This is a genomic window from Streptomyces sp. CB02980 (genome assembly GCF_014451325.2).
In the GTDB taxonomy this organism is placed as follows: domain Bacteria; phylum Actinomycetota; class Actinomycetes; order Streptomycetales; family Streptomycetaceae; genus Streptomyces.
On the sequence record NZ_JACSCH020000007.1, the window covers coordinates 1 to 17057 of the forward strand.

Genomic DNA, 17057 nt, shown 5'->3' on the forward strand with positions numbered 1-17057 from the left:
TCTCGGAAAGAGGGCGGTCCCACCCGACACTCACGCACCCGGCCCACCCCCAGGACCCCAAGACCCGCACCCCCACCCCCGCCCCCCACGCACCCGCCATCACACCCCAACCGCTCCGTCGATCCGCTCGCGGATCAGGTCGGCGTGGCCGTTGTGACGGGCGTACTCCTCGATCATGTGGACGATCACCCAGCGCAGCGAGACCGCTCCCCGCCACGAGTCATGCCCCTCGCCGTCGAGGTGCGGAGCCTCGGCCACGAAGGCCTCCGCGAAGGCGACCTCGGCCTCCCAGGCCGCCCAGGACTCCGCGACGATCTCGGGTTCCGGCGCCGAGCCGTCGAAGTCGCCCTCCGGGGCTTCGGCGGAGGAGAAGCGCAGCTCGACGTCGTGTCCGGCGAGCACCGACCGGAACCAGCGGCGTTCCACGTCGGCGAGGTGCCGCACGAGTCCCAGCAGGGACAGCGAGGAAGGGGGCACGGACCGCACGGCCAACTCCGCTTCCAGCCCCGAGCACTTCAGCTTCAAGGTGGCCCTCTGCGCGTCCAGCATGGCCACCAGCATGGTCTTCTCGTCGCCGGTCGCAGGTCCACCGAACCGGCGCTCGCTCTCGGCGCCGGTGAACAGTTCGATCCGTCGGTCGGGAATCTTCATACCCGCATCATGGTCTTCGGATGACCTCCCCGTACCCCGGACGCGGCCGGACGAGGCGTGAACTCCGACTCCCCTTCCAGACCGGCCACTTCCTCAGGTCGAGCGTGCTGGCCGCGCGCCCGGTGCTAGGCGCCGGTCGTGCCGTCGACCAGCTCGCGCAGGATGTCCAGATGGCCGTTGTGCCGGGACGTCTCCTCCACGAGGTGGAGGAGGATCCAGCGGAGGTCGACGTGCCGGCCGTCGCGGATGGTTCGCTCGGCCCGGGCGTCCAGGTCGTGCCCGGCGACGAGTTCGCGGTAGCGGGCGCCCTGTTCGGCGTACTCGTCGAGCAGCTGCGCGAGGGGGAAGTCGACCGCGATGCGCATCTCGCGGTCGGGGTCCTCCTCGGTCCACGGGCCCTTGTCGTCCTCGCCGAGGAAGACCACCTGGAACCAGTAGTACTCGACCCAGCGGAGGTGGTTGATCACTCCGCTCATGGTCATCAGGGGTGAGCCCGGCAGAGGCGCCCTGCGGGCGTTCTCCGCGGAGACGCCCTCGCACTTGGCGCGGGCGGTGTCACGTGCGTAGTCGAGGAACGTGGTGAGCTGGGTGCGCTCGTCCCACGCGGACGGGGTGTCGCTGAGTCTGGTCATCGCACGAAGGGTTCCCGATCACCGCGTCCCTGTCGATGTGTTTATCGGAACGCCTCCGGCGGGCTGGGGGAGGACCCTCTTGGCGCCGAGCCGGACGGCGTACCGCTCTCGTGCCGCGAAGTCCGCCGGCCCCCACACCGCCGGGTGCCCGACCTCCGCGCACAGGTGGAGGATCGCGTCGTCCCCGACGTGGACGCCGACATGAGCCCCGTACGCGTCGGCCGTGGAGTTGAACAGGACCAGGTCGAGGGGCCGTGCGACCGGCACGTGGGCCGTGACTCCCGTGTCGCTCCACAGCTCGGAGGAGCGCAGGTCCGGAGCGGCCAGGCCGAAGTGCCTGAGTACCTCGTACGCGAACACCTGGCAGTTGGCGCCGGCCGCGAGGCCCGGCCGCGCGGCCACGGCGGCGGAGCCCGGGAAGCGTGAGCCGTCGTACCGGACGGTCCAGAACTCTGCCGGGAGACCGATGGCGATCGGCTCCATCCCCTCATCCTTCCTGCGGGTGCGGGTGCGGGTGCGGGTGCGGGTGCGGGCTCACCAATACATCGGCTCCACCCATTCGTCCAGCTCGTCCTCGGGGCGGAACGCGCCGTAGAGCCGGGTGACGTGCAGCCGGACCACCACCAGGTTGTGCACGTTGAGGTGTCCGAGCCGGGCCAGTTCCTGCCACATCTCCGTCTTCTCCGAACGGAAGTAGTCCGTGCCGGCCCGGATCTCCTGATCGGTCTCGTCGCCCGGCTCCAGCGAGGGCGCGGAGACGTCGACCGTGCCCTCGGCGGCTGTCCAGTAGGCGTAGTTCGACTCGTCCCGGACGATGCGCGCCCAGCTGGTGGCCCGGAGCCTCTGCGCGAGCTTGCTGTCCTGCGGTGTCACGAGCCGCGCGATCCGCGTCGCGGGTTCCCAGCTGTACCGGTCCCGCGTGTCGGTCGGCCGCTCGCCCTGGAACCGGCCCATCTGCTCCGCCGTGGCGTAGCCCACGACATGGCCGAAATGGCTCCCGATGCCGTTCCGCAGGTTGGAACTGAACACGCTGAGCCAGTACTCGTCGATCATCGCGCCCATGCTTGCTTCCCCGTCGCGACCCCGCCATTACCGTCGATGTGACGATAACACGGCATGGTCAATGCGTGACGGAACGTTGCGTCGGCAAGACGGTCCGGGAGACCGCCCCGCCGGTGTCCCGGACGGGGCGGAAGCCGGTGGGCGTCAGACGATGATCTTGAACCTGCTGCCCTCGCCGAAGTACAGCGAGCCGTGCTGCTTCTGGCTGAACGGGGCGGACCAGAGGCCGGTGCCCAGGTACACGTAGGTGCCCGCAGGGCCGTACGCGACGACGTCGGGGCGGCCGTCCTTGTCGATGTCGCCGGCGCCGACGAGCTGCGTGTACGCGTTGAAGCCGGTGCCGATCTGCGTGCGGCCGGCGAAGGTGCCGTCGCCCTTGCCGAGGAGGCTCCACAGGATGCCGGAGGTGTCGCGGGCGACGAGGTCGCCGGCCGGGCCGCCCGCGATGTCGCCGACGGCGGTGATCTGGTTGTAGATGCCCCAGCCCGCGCCGACCTTCGTACGGGTGGCGTACGGGGAGTTCCAGACGCCGGTGCCCTTGTGGAGCCAGAGGACTCCGGCGGCGTCGGTCGCGACGATGTCGGGGCGGCCGTCGCCGGTCAGGTCGGAGCCCGCGGCGATCTTGTTGTACGCCTGCCAGCCGGGGCCGACCTTCGTGCGGCCGACGAAGGTGCCGTCGCCCTTGCCGAGGAAGCTCCACAGGATGCCGGAGGCGTCGCGGGCGACGAAGTCGCCGGCCGGGCCGCCCGCGTGGTTTCCGGCGGCCTCGATCAGGTTGTACGCCTGGAAGCCCGCACTGAGCTTGGTGCGGTCTACAGAGGTGATGCCGGCGGAGCTGTCCGAGTCGACGACGTCGTCTCGCCACAGGACACCGGCGGCGTCCAGGGCGAGCAGGTCGGGGGAGCCGTTGTCGTTGAAGTCGTGCGGGTTGGCCTTGCGGACGACCTTCAGGGTGCCGGTCTGCTTGACCGCGGGGCCGATGCCGTTCTTCGGGGTGGCGCTGAACTCCCAGACGTAGTCGCCGTTGGGGGCGTGCCCGGAACCGGCACGGTCGTTCCACTTCACCTGGACGAGGCCGGTGCCGGAGGTCCAGTTCAGGCTGGAGTCGAAGGTGTGGTCGATGACCGTCCTCCCCGTGCGGACGTGGCGGAGCTTCACGGTCCCCGCGGCCAGGGGCCGGGACAGCGTCCACTCCAGCGTCGCCTTGCCGTCGTTCTCGTCGAGGGCGACGACGGTGGGGACCTTGCTGTCCGTGATCTTGAGTGCGGTCGGCTGGCCCGTGCTCGCGACGAGCGTGGCGACCGGGGTGCCGTTCTCGCCGAGGGAGATCCGGTAGACGCCCTCGCCGTGGGCGAGGGTGCCGCCGCGTACGAGGAGGGTGCCGTCGACCGAGGGGACGGAGGAGCCGGCGTGGTCGAGGAGCTTGACCTTGGCGCCGGTGCTGAGGTTGTGCGCGGTCAGCGCGTGCAGGGGGTTGGGTTCGGTGGCGTTGTCGGCGTTGGGCAACGCGTACGTGAGCCAGTCGCCGAGGAAGGCGAGGCGGGTGTTGGCGCCGTTGCCCAGGGGGATCGGCGTGCCGGTCGGGCCCGCGCCCTCGCCGCCGCGCTCGGCGTGCATCAGCGTGGCCGTCGGGCCCGTGGCGGAGGTCTCGACCCAGGCGAAGCGCGAGGCGGAGACGGCCGAGTCGGCCGAGTACACGGCGACGCCCGTCTCGCGCTTCTCGACGACCGAGGCGGTGACGGTGTCGACGAGGGCGAGGTAGTGGTGGACGGCGGACTCCGCGTCGCGGGCCGTGTAGTGGACGAGCGCGGTGGAGGCCGAGGCCGGCTCGGCCCTGAGGATCCGGGCGTTGGTCGGCAGGCCGGTCACCTGGCGGTCGGATCCGACGCCGATGCCCCGCGTCTTGAGCCGGAGTTCGCCCGTGAGGTTCGCTTCGTTCCAGGTCGACATGAGGAGCGTCGAGCCGACCACGCCCTGGAGGGTGGGCGAGCCGCTCACGGTCCAGGACTCGTAGGCCGCGTCCGGCGACGACATGTCGTAGACGCGGTAGGTCGCCCGGCTCGGCTCCCTGCTCACGACGATGTCGGAGAAGCCGCCGTGGTACGCGGTGAGCGCGGGCAGCGCCTTGGTGGTGCCGTCCACCGTGCTCGTCCAGCGGTAGACCGGGGCGTCGGACCCGCCCGAGTACTCCATGGCCAGGAACCCGGAGGGGCCCGAGCTGATGACGGACGAGGTGCGGGGTATGGAGATGACGGCGTCCGCGGCGGCGGCCGGGGCGGCGGCGGAGGTCGTGCCGGTGGCCGGGGCGGCGATCGCGGGCACGGTCAGGGCGCCCGCGGCGAGGGTGACGGCGAGGACGGCGGTGACCGCCGTGGTGAGGCGTCGGGGAGAGGTGTGGCGCACGCGTGGTCCTTCGGAGGGGAGAGGGAGGAGGGGGTACGGGGTGTGCCCATACCCCCTGGAGTGACACCGGTCCGGACTGGTCCGGTCCGGTCGGCGGATCAGATGAAGAGGTCCGCGAACGGGTTCGGGATGACGTTCAGCGCGAACGGCTGGGCCGGAGCGAACGGGGCCCTCCACGCGCCGGTGCCCTGGTAGAAGGCGGCGCCGCCGGGGCCGACGCCGATCAGGTCGTCGCGGCCGTCGCGGTTGGCGTCGCCCACGCCGACGATGTCGTCGTAGACCTTCCAGCCCGCGCCGACCTTCGTGCGGTTGGCGAAGGTGCCGTCGCCCTTGCCCTGGTGGAGCCAGAGGATCCCGTTGTGGTCGACGGCGACGATGTCGCCGGCCTTGCTTCCGGCGAAGTCGCCGAGGGCGAGGTGCCGGTAGACGCCCCAGCCGGGTCCGACCTTCTTGCGGGCCGGGAGGAACGGGGCGGTGTCCTTGCCGGTGCCGGTGTGGACGAACAGATCGCCGCCGGAGTGGGAGACTCCGAGCAGGTCGGGCTTCCCGTCGCCGGTGACGTCGGCGCCGCCGACGAGGTGGTTGTACGTGTGCCATCCGGCGCCGACGCGGACGGGGGCGTCGAAGCCGCCGTCGCCGCGGCCCTTGTAGAGCCGCAGGTGGCCGTCGTCACCGACGCCGACGGCATCGCCGACGGCGGAACCGCCGAGGTCGCCGGTCGCCTCGGTACGGGAGCTCTGCGACCAACCGGGCGCCGTGGCGGCCACGGGAGCCTTGGCGGTGACCTTGCCGGCGGCCGCGTCGTACGCGGTGTCCCACCGGAAGACCTTGCCGTCCCGGGCGATCTGGACCAGGTCCGGAGTGCCGTTCCCGTTGAAGTCGTGCCGGGCGGCGGCGGGCGCGGCGGTGCCGGTCGCGGGCGTGGCGAACGCCGGGGCGTTCAGGGCGGTGGCGCCGAGCGTGGCGGCGAGGGTGACGGCGACGGCTGCGGCGATGCGGCGGCGTGATGCGGTGATGTGACGCAAGAAAAACGTTCCTCCCCCAAGGAGGGTGCGCGCGGTGAAGAGGGCGGCACCCGGACATCGTGAAGCACCGGGCGTGAAGAAAGATCGATCACGAGGCGCTGCAGAGTCAGACACATGATCGAGTCCGAGGGTTGTGCGGGATTCACCGGAAGTTCAGGGCGTCGCGCGGGAGCCCGTGGACCTCCTCCCCGAACGCCAACTGCCCGCCCCCGAAGGCCCGGACGGGCGAGCGGGGACGGGCAGCAGGAAGGGGAGAAGGGCGGCGGGTCGGACGACGGGCGAGTGCCCGTGAGGCGTACGCGGCACGAAGGCCGGCTCAGCCCCCCGTCACGCCCTTCACCGCCGCTCCACCACACCCCGTACGTACGCCGCCTGCCCCGCGTGCTGGAGGTCCTCCGCGATCACCGACACCAGGCGCACGCCGAGGGTGACCGGCGGGTCCCAGGCGGCGTCGACGACCCGGTCGAGGTCCGCGTCGGTCACCGGCCGCACCAGGTCGAGGCTCCGTGCGTGCACCGCGTCGTAGTAGCCGAGCAGCAGCTCCGCCGGGGCGCGCACCTTGCCCACCTGTGCGCTCGTCTGGCCGTACCCGGTGGCCCGTTTCCCGAAGGGCAGCCCGAAGCGGTCCCGCCAGCCGTCCGTGTCCCACAGCTGGTCCGTGTCGAAGGCGCCGGCGAGGTGATCGTCCTGGATCCGGGTGAGGTGCCAGACCAGCCAGGCGATCGAGTTGGCGTCCGGATCGATCCGGGCGGCGAGCTCGTCCTCCGTGAGGCCGTCCACGGCCTCGTGGACGGCTTCCTGGACCCGGCCCAACGAGTCGACCAGCAGACCGGCGCTGTTCAGGTGGGACATGAGGAGCTCCTCTCAACGACGAGTGAGCAGGGTTTACGAGCTCCGCTCCGCCCGCCATCGCTCGACCGTCGCCTCGACGTCGAAGGGCTTGAGGTTCAGCGGCGGACCGGCCGGCGGGCGGAGCAGCGCCTCGGCGATCCTGGTGTTGATCTCGCCGAGGATCCGGCGGACCTGGCTCTCCGAGACGGCCGCGGCCACCGCCTCCTCCGCGTCCTCCGCGGCCTTGCGCAGGGCCAGCGACGGCGGGAGCACGGACGCGCCCTCGCTGTGCATCTTTCCCTTGATCCACCACAGCTCGTCGTACGGGGCCGAGTCGTCGGGGAGCGGCTTCCCGAACCCCGACAGGCTGCTGAACTCACCACGTTCCGACGCCTCGCGGATCTGCTTGTCCACGAACGATTCGAAGCTGACTCCGGGCGGCTTGCGTTCGGTCATGTGTCCAGACTACGTAAGCCCCGTGGTGCGGGTGTGGTCTTCGCCGTCTACTGCGAGACGTGATCTTCCGGCACGCTGTGGTCCGTTCCCTGTGGGTCAACGCGCGTCGACCCCTGTCCCCAGGCCACCGACCCCCACGTACCGGAGGACGCATGCGTGCCCGGATCACCCCGCTCGGCACCCTGCTCGCGCTCGTCGCGGGCCTGCTCACCGCGCTCGTCACCACCACCCCCGCCCAGGCCGCGCCGCTCTTCAAGGCGCCCTTCCCCTGCGGCCAGACCTGGACGTACAGCCACCACTCGGCCGAGGTCCGTCAGGCCCTCGACTTCATCCGGTCCGACGGCGGTACGACCGCCGGCACCCCGGTCCTGGCCTCGGCGTCCGGGACGGCGTACCGCTACTCCCAGCCGTCCGGCGCGGGCAACTACATCGTGGTCGACCACGGTGGCGGCTGGAAGACGTACTACTTCCACCTGAACGCGTACTCGGTGGCCGACGGCGCCGCTGTCTCCCAGGGCCGGCAGATCGGCACCACCGGCAGCACCGGCAACAGCTCCGGCGCCCACATCCACTACGAGCAGCTCTACAACGGCGTCGGCCAGTCGATCGTGATCAACGGCGCCTCGCTCGCGCCCTACCCCGGCTCGTACGGATCCAAGTCTTCGACCAGCGACAACGGCTGCTCGGGCGGGGGAGGCGGGAAGTACTGGGTCGACACCTTCGCCAACGCCACGGGCTACGCCCAGGCCGACACCACCGCGCCCCAGGGCGTCCTGAACCAGGGCACGAACTACGTCTACTGCAAGGTCTGGGGCCAGGAGATCCGGGACGCCGCCGGGAACCACAACCACTGGTGGCTCAAGACCGACCTCGACACCGTGTACGCAGGGAAGAACGGGCGTGGGGCGTACGTCTCCGCCTACTACCTGTCGCGCTGGGGCAACGACGAGGCCCGCGACAACAACGGAACCGTGATCCCGAACTGCTGAGCGCCCGGGAAGGGCCCCAAAGGGCAGGAGCCCCGCTCGTGCCCGAAGGCACGGAGCGGGGCTCCTTGGGTACTGCTCTAGTCGTGCGTGTTCGCCGACCCAGGCCCTTAGGCCGGGGAGACGTTCTCCGCCTGCGGGCCCTTCGGGCCCTGCGTGACGTCGAAGGTCACGAGCTGGTTCTCCTCGAGCGAACGGAAGCCGTTCGCGTTGATCGCGGAGTAGTGGACGAAGACATCCGGGCCGCCGCCGTCCTGGGCGATGAAGCCGAAGCCCTTTTCAGCGTTGAACCACTTCACGGTTCCGGTAGCCATGAGCCCTCCTATGGGCCAAAGGGTCGCCCTGCTCCAGAACCTGCAAACAAGTCTGAAAACTACAAAAGCCTGCGGGTCACATGCTCCGCAGGCTCTGTACTGCAAGGGAAACCAAACTGCAACTTGCGTTGAGCGTAGCACGCAGGCCGCCCGGGACGGTAGAGGGAAAGATCACGTCACTCGCATGTTTGATCTCGCTCCGTGTGCTGACGCGCGTGCCCCGGCGATGCCCACGGTACGAGACGGGTCTAGCCTCACGATGTGGACAATGCAACCGACGACCAGCAGCGCAGCCGGCCCCGCGTCGGGCACATCCAGTTCCTGAACTGCCTTCCCCTGTACTGGGGCCTGGCCAGGACCGGAACGCTCCTCGACCTCGAGCTGACCAAGGACACCCCCGAGAAGCTCAGCGAGCGGCTCGTCCGGGGCGATCTGGACATCGGCCCCATCACCCTCGTCGAGTACCTCCGCAACGCGTCGGACCTGGTCGCGCTCCCCGACATCGCCGTCGGCTGCGACGGGCCCGTCATGTCCTGCGTGATCGTCTCGCAGCGGCCCCTGGAGGAGTTGGACGGGGCGCGCGTCGCGCTCGGCTCCACCTCCCGCACCTCCGTACGTCTCGCCCAGCTGCTCCTGGCCGAGCGGTACGGGGTGGCGCCGGACTACTACACCTGCCCCCCTGACCTGGGCCTGATGATGCAGGAGGCCGAGGCGGCCGTCCTCATCGGCGACGCCGCGCTCCGCGCCTCGCTGCACGACGCGCCCCGGCTCGGCCTCCAGGTCCACGACCTCGGCCTCATGTGGAAGGACTGGACGGGCCTCCCGTTCGTCTTCGCCGTGTGGGCGGCGCGCAAGGACTTCCTGGCGCGCGAGCCGGAGACGGTCCACGAGGTGCACCAGGCGTTCCTCGCCTCCCGGGACCTCTCCCTCGAGGAGGTCGCGAAGGTCGCCGAGCAGGCCGCCCGCTGGGAGACCTTCGACGCCGAACTCCTGGAGCGGTACTTCCGTACGCTCGACTTCCGCTTCGGCCCCGAGCAGCTCGCCGGGGTCCGCGAGTTCGCCCGCCGGACCGGCCCCACGACCGGCTTCCCCGCGGACGTCGCCGTGGAACTGCTTCAGCCCGCGCGGGATTAGCGGGGCGCGCGCGTTCCGGGTTCCCGATTCGGCTTCCGGCCGGCCTTCCGGTCGGTCTTCTGCCGATCTCCGGTCGGCCTTCCGTCGGCCTACCGCCGATCTCCCGTCGGCCTTCCGCCGGCTTCCCGGAATTCGCCGTCGCGTCTCCGTTCGGTAATTCACCCCTTTATCCACGTCCGGACCGTCCGTATTACCGCCCCGCCCCCGCACGCCACCCGACGGAAGCCGTGAGGAGCGCTGGCGTAGGCTGGTTCGGTCGACAGAACCCCTCCGAAAGGGACACACCCGGTGACCGAGAAGGCCGAACTCCAGTCCGTTCTCGACCGCGCTGCCGCGGGTGGCCGGATCACCCCCGAGGAGGCGCTCGACCTCTACCGCTCGGCGCCCCTGCACGCCCTCGGCTCCGCCGCCGACGCCGTGCGCCGCCGCCGGTACGCGGGGACCGAGCACATCGCGACGTACATCATCGAGCGGAACATCAACTACACGAACGTCTGCGTGACGGCGTGCAAGTTCTGCGCCTTCTACGCCGCCCCCAAGGACACGAAGAAGGGGTGGAGCCGCGACCTCGACGACATCCTGCGCCGCTGCGCGGAGACCGTGGAGCTCGGCGGCACCCAGATCATGTTCCAGGGCGGCCACCACCCGGACTACGGCGTCGAGTACTACGAGAAGCACTTCGCCGCCATCAAGGCCGAGTTCCCGCAGCTGGTCATCCACTCCCTCGGCGCGTCCGAGGTCGAGCACATGGCCCGGATCAGCGGGGTCTCCGTCGAGGAGGCCATCACCCGCATCCACGCGGCGGGCCTCGACTCCTTCGCGGGCGCCGGCGCCGAGCTCCTGCCGGAGCGGCCGCGCAAGGCCATCGCCCCGCTCAAGGAGAGCGGCGAGCGCTGGCTGGAGATCATGGAGATCGCGCACGGCCTCGGGGTCGAGTCGACGTCCACCATGCTGATGGGCACCGGCGAGACCAACGCCGAGCGGATCGAGCACCTTCGGATGATCCGCGACGTGCAGGACCGGACGGGCGGCTTCCGGGCCTTCATCCCGTACACGTACCAGCCCGAGAACAACCACCTCAAGGGCCGCACGCAGGCCACGCTCCTCGAGTACCTGCGCATGATCGCCATCGGCCGGCTGTTCCTCGACAACGTCGCCCACATCCAGGGCTCTTGGCTCACCACGGGCAAGGAGATCGGCCAGCTCACCCTGCACTACGGCGCGGACGACCTCGGCTCGATCATGCTGGAGGAGAACGTCGTCTCCTCGGCCGGCGCCAAGCACCGCTCCAACCTGCGCGAGATGATCGACATGATCCGTACGGCGGACCGCGTCCCGGCGCAGCGCACCACGACGTACGAGCACATCGTCGTCCACGACGACCCGGCGAACGACCCGGTCGACGAGCGCGTCGCCTCCCACATCTCGTCCACGGCGATCGAGGGCGGCACGGCACACCCCGAGCTGAAGCTCCTCGACGCCAACTGACGCGCCCGTGCTGACCATCCACGTCGCCGAGGCGTCGCCCGAGACCGCCGTCCTCGTCGACGGCGACCGCATCGCCGCCGTCGGTCCGTTCGACGACCTGGCCGCCGTCCGGCCCGAGGCCCGGGTCCGGCGGTGGCCCGGCGTCCTCACGCCCGGACTCCTCAACCCGTTCGGCCCCGAGCTGCTCGAAGGCATGTACCACCCGGACCCCCGGGAGGCCGAGGGGTTCGGCACCCAGCCGATCACCGGTGAGCGGGCGCAGCGGATCTTCCGGGCCGATCCGTCCCGCCGCGGTGCCTCGGCACGCCGTGGCGTGCAGCGGCTCCTCGCCCACGGGGTGGTCGCCGTCGCCGGCGAACTGCGCGGCCGGGCCGCCGTGGACGCCGTACGCCGGGCCGGTCTCGCCGTCGGCCGCCGCCCGGAGAAGCTCCCCGGCGGGCCGTCGTTCTCCCCGGTGCCGCTGATCCTGCTGCCCGGCCTGGCGCCGGGAGGCCCCGCCCGCTTCGCCGTCTTCGACGTCCCCGACCGCGCGTCCCTGGTCCGCCTCGGCGCGTCCACCTGCGTCGCCACCGTCATCGGCGGCAAGCTGGTCTACCGGGCCCGCTGAGCGCGCCCTGCCGGTCGGGCCGGGAGCGGCCCTGAGACAATGGTCGCGCCCGCCCGTACCCCGATTCTGCGAGGCCGAACGCCAGTGACCCGCGCCACCCTGGACAAGCAGCCGCACGAAGTCGCCTCGATGTTCGACGACGTGGCGGCGAACTACGACCTCACGAACGACGTGCTCTCCCTGGGCCAGGACCGGCGCTGGCGCAAGGAGGTCGCGAAGGCGGTCGACGCGCGCCCCGCGCAGAAGGTGCTGGACCTGGCCGCCGGTACGGCGACCTCCTCGCAGCCCTTCGCCCGCGCGGGCGCGTACGTCGTGCCCTGCGACTTCTCGCTCGGGATGCTCCGGGTGGGCAAGAAGAACCACCCGTGGATGCCGTTCACGGCCGGCGACGGCACGAAGCTGCCGTTCCGCGACGACGTGTTCGACGCGGTCACCATCTCCTTCGGCCTGCGGAACATCCAGGACACCGAGCAGGCGCTGCGCGAGATGTACCGCGTGACGAAGCCCGGCGGCCGGGTCGTCATCAGCGAGTTCTCGCACGCCACCTGGGCGCCGTTCCGCACGGTGTACGAGGAGTACCTGATGCGCGCGCTGCCGCCGGTGGCCCGTGCGGTCTCCTCGAACCCGGACGCGTACGTGTATCTGGCCGAGTCGATCCGCTCCTGGCCGGACCAGCCGACCCTGGCGGGCATGCTCCAGAAGGCCGGCTGGTCGCAGGTGGCGTGGCGGAACCTGACCGGTGGGATCGTCGCCCTCCACCGGGGGTTCAAGGCCTGAGGGGTGTCCCGGCGGCTACTTGGCGTACATGCCGTAGCCGCTGATCCCCGCGTACACGGCGTCGGCCACGTGCCGGTGCACGTACTTGCCGTTCACGCGGTCCGTCGGCGGGGTGTGCGTCGTCTCGCCCGTCATCAGCGTCGCCGAGCCGCCGCCGTCCAGGTTGAGCGCGTCGATCAGGCCGAGCTCCTCGGAGTCCAGGAGCTTGGCGAACGTGCCCAGGGTCGCGCCGTCCTCGTGCGTGGTGGTGTTGTTCGGCTGGACCTGCCCGGTCAGCGTGACGAGCACCGGACGGCCGTAGACGTTGGTGCCGACGGCCACCCGCGAGTCGGTGCAGTTCTCGGTGCCGGGATCCTTGCCCGGGCCCGACTGGTTGCAGGTGTCGGGGAGTTCGAGCGGGATGTCGCCGTCGCGGAGGACCTGGTGGAAGGAGCTGACCACGTCGACCGACGGGTCCAGCGGGATCTCCCGGTCGAGCCGCGTGTCGGTGAGCTTCTGGTCGACCGTCATCTTGGTGCCGGGGACGGCGTGGGCGCTCAGCCACGCGGCACCCGTGCCGACACCCTGGAGGATGCGGCCGCCGGCCGGCACCTTGACCTGCTCGGTGGTGGTCGTACCGCCGCGGCTCGCGTGGGCGGCCGTCACCTTGCCCGTGGAGTCGAGGACGACCTCGAAGCCGGGGTCGTCGTCGGTGGTGACCGTCTTGTCGAGATTGGGCTTCGGCACCGGGAACTTGTAGTCGTCGGTGAACAGGACGATCTCGTCGGGGTCGGTGTAGACGCCCTTCTCCCCGGTGATCGACTCGAGGACGAGCCGGTCGTCGGCGTCACGGGCGCAGCCGCGGGCACGGCCCGGGTCCCGGTTGATGTCGTCGAAGCGCGTGGTGGCCCCGTCGGCCGCGGTGAGGTCGAGCTTCGTGCGGAGCTTGGTGATGTACGGGACGCCGTACTGGATCACGGCGCCCGAGGTGCCCTTGTCGTCCGGCCGCCAGCAGCTGGAGCTGTGCAGGACGCCGTCGGTGACCGAGACGCCCATGTGCTGGAGGGTGGTGGGCAGGGTGTCGGCGGGCTCGGTGTGGGCGGGCACGACGTGGTCGTCGTGCTTCTTCTCCGACTTGAACAGGCCGCCGTTCACACCGGCCACGGGGTGCCGGGCCGCGGTGCCGGCCCCGGCGAGCTGCTCGGCGAGCGTCTCGGCCACGCCGTCGCCCGCGCCGATGGTGCTCTCCAGGCTGACGGGGGCGGAGACCGGGTCGATCTCGACGATCTGGAGGATGCGGGGTCTGGTGCGGTTGTCGAGGTTCTTCTCGGTCCACGTGGTGCGGGTGACGCCGGGGACGCTCAGGTCGACCTCCGCGTTCAGTTCCCAGTTCAGGGCGAGCAGGCTCGGAGGCTTCACCGCGGTGGGGGCGGCGGCGGCCGAGGTGGTCAGGGCGAGGGCCGCGGTGAGCGCGGCGGCGGCGGCGAGAGCCGGGCGCAGGGGCGTGGTCACTGGCACTCCGAGGTTCCGTTGACGAGTTCGTGGGAGCGGAAGGCGCCCGCGAGGGAGAAGGGGACGGTGATGTTGTCGCCGCGGAGGACGACGTACGCGCCGTACGTCCGGGTGCCTTCGGTCCAGGTGCCGGTGTAGTCGGGCTTGGGGTAGAAGCACAGGTGCTTGCCGGTCCGGTTCCAGACGGACTGGGGGGCGATCTCGGCGCCGTAGCTGTTGCCGAGGTTCTGGGTGGCGGGGTCGACGGCCGGGACGTGGACGGTCATCGCGCCGCGTCCGTTGCGCTCGGCGAAGGTGCAGACCTCGCCGTTCTCGCAGCGCTCGTAGCCGGTGAAGCACAGGGCGCGGGTGGGCACGAGCTTGTACGAGGCGACGACCCAGCGGGTGCCGCCGGTGACGTACTCGTCGTCGTTGCCCGGCTTGACGGTCTGGAGGGAGCCGCCGTACCGGCCCTTGGTGTAGACGCAGGCCCACATGCGGGTGTTGTTCTGCACGGACAGGGCGGTGCCGGTGTACTGCTCGTCCTTGCCGCCCTCGGCGACGTCCAGGCGGGTGCCGGTGCCGCCGGAGCCGTCGTAGAGGCAGAACGTGCCCTGGCCGCAGTCCTCGAAGGGGACGGGGTCGGCGTTCGCGGGCAGGATGAGGAACGCCGAACAGATGAGGGCGAGGACGGCTGTGATCAGCGAGCCCCGCCGTATGTCGGTCGTACGAATAGTGGTCACGACCGGTGATCATGACATCATCGCACGGATGTGCTAATTCCGGATCGGTTCCATCTCGCTGGGCGGTCCTCCGAGCGGTCCTCCGGACGGCCCTTCGGGTGGCCCTCCGGACGGTCCGCGACCCGCCCCCATAGACTGCCCCGGTACGTCCGTACCGCCCCCTACCGTCGAGTCTTCGGGAGAATCCGCCGTGACCGAGCAGCCCCTCTCCGAGCACAGCGCAGATGTGATCGTCGTCGGGGCGGGCCCGGCCGGCTCGACCACCGCGTACTACCTCGCCAAGGCCGGACTCGACGTCCTCCTCCTGGAGAAGACCGCGTTCCCCCGTGAGAAGGTCTGCGGCGACGGCCTCACCCCCCGCGCCACCAAGCAGCTCGTCTCCATGGGCATCGACATCTCCGAAGAGGCCGGCTGGCTGCGGAACAAGGGCCTGCGGATCATCGGCGGCGGCGTCCGCCTGGAGCTCGACTGGCCGGAACTCGCCTCGTACCCGGACTACGGACTCGTCCGCAAGCGCGACGACTTCGACGAGCAGCTCGCCCGCCAGGCCCAGAAGGCCGGCGCGCGCCTCTACGAGCGCTGCAACGTGGGCGCCCCGATCATCGACGACCGTACGGGCCGGATCACCGGCGTCCACGCCAAGCTCGGCGAGGAGAAGCGCGAGGTCACCTTCCACGCCCCGCTCGTCGTCGCCGCCGACGGCAACTCCACCCGGATCTCCCTGGCGATGGGCCTGCACCGGCGCGAGGACCGCCCGATGGGCGTCGCCGTCCGCACGTACTTCACCTCGCCCCGGCACGACGACGACTACCTGGAGTCCTGGCTGGAGCTGTGGGACCGGCGCGGCCCGCAGGACCGGCTCCTGCCCGGCTACGGCTGGATCTTCGGCATGGGCGACGGCACGTCCAACGTCGGCCTCGGCATCCTCAACTCCTCGAAGGCCTTCCGCGAGCTGGACTGGCGCGAGGTCCTCAAGGCCTGGTGCGCCTCGATGCCGGAGGACTGGGGCTACACCCCGGAGAACATGACGATGCCGATCCGCGGCGCCGCCCTCCCGATGGCCTTCAACCGCCAGCCGCACTACACCAAGGGCCTGCTGCTCGTCGGTGACGCCGGCGGCCTCGTCAACCCGTTCAACGGCGAGGGCATCGCGTACGCCATGGAGTCCGGCCAGATCGCGGCCGACGTCATCGTCCAGGCACACGCCCGCGCGACCCCCGCCCAGCGCGAACTCGCCCTGCAGAACTACCCGCAGGTCCTCAAGGACACCTACGGCGGTTACTACACGCTCGGCCGCGCCTTCGTGAAGCTCATCGGCAACCCGAAGGTCATGAAGATCGCGACCCAGCGCGGCCTGACCCACCCGCTGCTCATGAAGTTCACGCTGAAGATGCTGGCGAACCTGACCGACCCGTCGGGCGGCGACGCCATGGACCGCATCATCAACGGACTCTCGAAGGTGGCCCCGAAGGCCTGAACGTCTGCCGGTAGCCGGACGGGGACACCCCGACGGCACGGGTGAAGTGGCGGCGCAGATTGGCCGCCGAGCCCAGCCCGCTGTGGTCGCCGACCATCTCCACGGGCAGGTCGGTGGACTCCAGCAGGGTCTGGGCGCGGGCCACCCGCTGCTGGAGCAGCCACTGCAGCGGGGTGGTGCCGTACTCCTCGCGCACCCGCCGGTGGAAGGTGCGCGGGCTCATCCGGGCCCGCCGGGCCAGCTCCTCCACGGTCAGCGGCTCGGCCAGGTGCTCGGTCGCCCACTGCAGTACGGGCCCCAGGCTGTCCTCGTCGCTCGGCGGGAGCGGCGCCTCGATGAACTGGGCCTGGCCACCCGGACGGTGGGCCGGGACGACGAGGCGACGGGCGAGCTGCCCGGCGACGGTCGCCCCGAGGTCGGTGCGCACCAGGTGCAGGCAGAGGTCGAGCGCGGCGGTGGCCCCGGCGCTGGTCAGGACGGACCCCTCGTCCGTGTAGAGGACCGAGTCGTCCACGATCACCTCGGGGTGGCGGGCGGCCAGTTGCGCGCTGTGCTGCCAGTGCGCGGTGGCCCGTCGCCCGTCGAGGATGCCGGCGGCGGCGAGTGCGAAGGCGCCGGTGCACAGCGACACCATCCGGGCGCCGGACGCGGCGGCCGCGCGCAGTGCCTCGACCAGCTCGGCCGGGACCTCCTCGCCGTCCTCCACGACCGCGTCGGGCACGGACGGCACGATGACCGTGTCCGCGCCCACGAGTCCGTCGAGACCGTGGTCGGTCCGCACGGAGAAGACGCCGCCCTCGCCGGAGTCCCCGCACAGCCGCAGCCGGTACCAGGGGTCGGCGAGGTCCGGATGCGGGATGCCGAAGACCCCGCACGCCAGGGAGAGTTCGTACAGCTCCCACATCGACGTTCCGATCCGCCGGTCCGGTACGACGGCGATGGCGACGACCCCTGCGTTCATGCCGTCGACCGTACGGCAGGAATCGTGCGGTCGTCGTCGG

18 protein-coding genes are annotated in these 17057 nt (G+C 71.0%); 6 read left to right on the forward strand and 12 right to left on the reverse strand.

Going from position 1 to position 17057, the window contains the following annotated elements; genetic code table 11:
• Positions 1-99: 99 nt before the first annotated feature.
• From E0F75_RS16245 to E0F75_RS16280, 8 genes are all read right to left on the reverse strand, one after another.
• The gene (locus tag E0F75_RS16245) at positions 100-651 is read right to left on the reverse strand and encodes a DinB family protein (RefSeq protein ID WP_187623253.1); all 552 of its coding nucleotides are present in this window, start codon (positions 649-651) and stop codon (positions 100-102) included.
• A 125-nt stretch (positions 652-776) separates the two neighbouring features.
• The gene (locus E0F75_RS16250) at positions 777-1283 is read right to left on the reverse strand and encodes a DinB family protein (RefSeq protein WP_187623254.1); all 507 of its coding nucleotides are present in this window, start codon (positions 1281-1283) and stop codon (positions 777-779) included.
• An 18-nt stretch (positions 1284-1301) separates the two neighbouring features.
• On the reverse strand, positions 1302-1766 hold the full coding sequence (locus E0F75_RS16255) for a hydrolase (protein ID WP_187623255.1): 465 nt from the start codon (positions 1764-1766) through the stop codon (positions 1302-1304).
• A gap of 51 nt (positions 1767-1817) precedes the next feature.
• A complete protein-coding gene (locus E0F75_RS16260; RefSeq protein WP_187623256.1) occupies positions 1818-2345 on the reverse strand; it encodes a hypothetical protein in 528 nt (175 codons plus the stop codon).
• A 144-nt stretch (positions 2346-2489) separates the two neighbouring features.
• Positions 2490-4748: a VCBS repeat-containing protein gene (locus E0F75_RS16265; RefSeq protein WP_187623257.1), complete on the reverse strand. Its 2259-nt coding sequence runs from the start codon at positions 4746-4748 to the stop codon at positions 2490-2492.
• Between the two features lie 98 nt (positions 4749-4846).
• Positions 4847-5773 carry a VCBS repeat-containing protein gene (locus tag E0F75_RS16270; protein ID WP_187623258.1) on the reverse strand — a complete coding sequence of 309 codons (927 nt, stop codon included), beginning with the start codon at positions 5771-5773 and terminating at the stop codon, positions 4847-4849.
• A gap of 336 nt (positions 5774-6109) precedes the next feature.
• On the reverse strand, positions 6110-6616 hold the full coding sequence (locus E0F75_RS16275; RefSeq protein WP_187623531.1) for a DinB family protein: 507 nt from the start codon (positions 6614-6616) through the stop codon (positions 6110-6112).
• A 42-nt stretch (positions 6617-6658) separates the two neighbouring features.
• On the reverse strand, positions 6659-7060 hold the full coding sequence (locus E0F75_RS16280) for a DUF1992 domain-containing protein (protein ID WP_187623259.1): 402 nt from the start codon (positions 7058-7060) through the stop codon (positions 6659-6661).
• 152 nt (positions 7061-7212) lie between these two features.
• Here E0F75_RS16280 and E0F75_RS16285 point away from each other — a divergent pair, with 152 nt between their 5' ends.
• Positions 7213-8049: a M23 family metallopeptidase gene (locus E0F75_RS16285; protein WP_187623260.1), complete on the forward strand. Its 837-nt coding sequence runs from the start codon at positions 7213-7215 to the stop codon at positions 8047-8049.
• Between the two features lie 107 nt (positions 8050-8156).
• On the opposite strand, the gene E0F75_RS16290 is transcribed toward E0F75_RS16285, so the two are convergent.
• Positions 8157-8360 (reverse strand): cold-shock protein, encoded by a 204-nt coding sequence (locus E0F75_RS16290; RefSeq protein WP_015035453.1) that lies wholly within the window; start codon positions 8358-8360, stop codon positions 8157-8159.
• Positions 8361-8621: 261 nt separating this feature from the next.
• Between E0F75_RS16290 and E0F75_RS16295 the strand changes: the two genes are divergently transcribed.
• The 4 genes from E0F75_RS16295 to E0F75_RS16310 all read left to right on the forward strand — a co-directional run bounded on the left by E0F75_RS16295 (position 8622) and on the right by E0F75_RS16310 (position 12366).
• Complete coding sequence (locus E0F75_RS16295; RefSeq protein ID WP_187623261.1) at positions 8622-9494, forward strand: menaquinone biosynthetic enzyme MqnA/MqnD family protein; 873 nt, start codon at positions 8622-8624, stop codon at positions 9492-9494.
• 288 nt (positions 9495-9782) lie between these two features.
• Positions 9783-10982 (forward strand): cyclic dehypoxanthinyl futalosine synthase, encoded by a 1200-nt coding sequence (gene mqnC / locus E0F75_RS16300; RefSeq protein ID WP_187623262.1) that lies wholly within the window; start codon positions 9783-9785, stop codon positions 10980-10982.
• 7 nt (positions 10983-10989) lie between these two features.
• The gene (locus E0F75_RS16305; protein WP_187623263.1) at positions 10990-11589 is read left to right on the forward strand and encodes a hypothetical protein; all 600 of its coding nucleotides are present in this window, start codon (positions 10990-10992) and stop codon (positions 11587-11589) included.
• A gap of 84 nt (positions 11590-11673) precedes the next feature.
• On the forward strand, positions 11674-12366 hold the full coding sequence (locus tag E0F75_RS16310; RefSeq protein WP_187623264.1) for a demethylmenaquinone methyltransferase: 693 nt from the start codon (positions 11674-11676) through the stop codon (positions 12364-12366).
• A 15-nt stretch (positions 12367-12381) separates the two neighbouring features.
• Here E0F75_RS16310 and E0F75_RS16315 read toward each other — a convergent pair whose 3' ends face one another.
• Positions 12382-13857, reverse strand: a complete 1476-nt coding sequence (locus tag E0F75_RS16315; protein WP_187623265.1) for a phosphodiester glycosidase family protein — start codon at positions 13855-13857, stop codon at positions 12382-12384.
• Positions 13854-14579: a peptidase inhibitor family I36 protein gene (locus E0F75_RS16320; RefSeq protein ID WP_229312701.1), complete on the reverse strand. Its 726-nt coding sequence runs from the start codon at positions 14577-14579 to the stop codon at positions 13854-13856. Before E0F75_RS16320 ends, E0F75_RS16315 begins: the two co-directional genes overlap by 4 nt.
• Before the next feature lie 190 nt (positions 14580-14769).
• On the opposite strand from E0F75_RS16320, the gene E0F75_RS16325 reads away from it, so the two are divergent.
• The gene (locus tag E0F75_RS16325; protein WP_187623266.1) at positions 14770-16056 is read left to right on the forward strand and encodes a geranylgeranyl reductase family protein; all 1287 of its coding nucleotides are present in this window, start codon (positions 14770-14772) and stop codon (positions 16054-16056) included.
• Here the strand turns inward: E0F75_RS16325 and E0F75_RS16330 are convergent.
• A complete protein-coding gene (locus E0F75_RS16330; protein ID WP_187623267.1) occupies positions 16022-17017 on the reverse strand; it encodes a GlxA family transcriptional regulator in 996 nt (331 codons plus the stop codon). The two genes, E0F75_RS16325 and E0F75_RS16330, sit on opposite strands and share 35 nt — an antisense overlap.
• Positions 17018-17057: the final 40 nt, after the last annotated feature.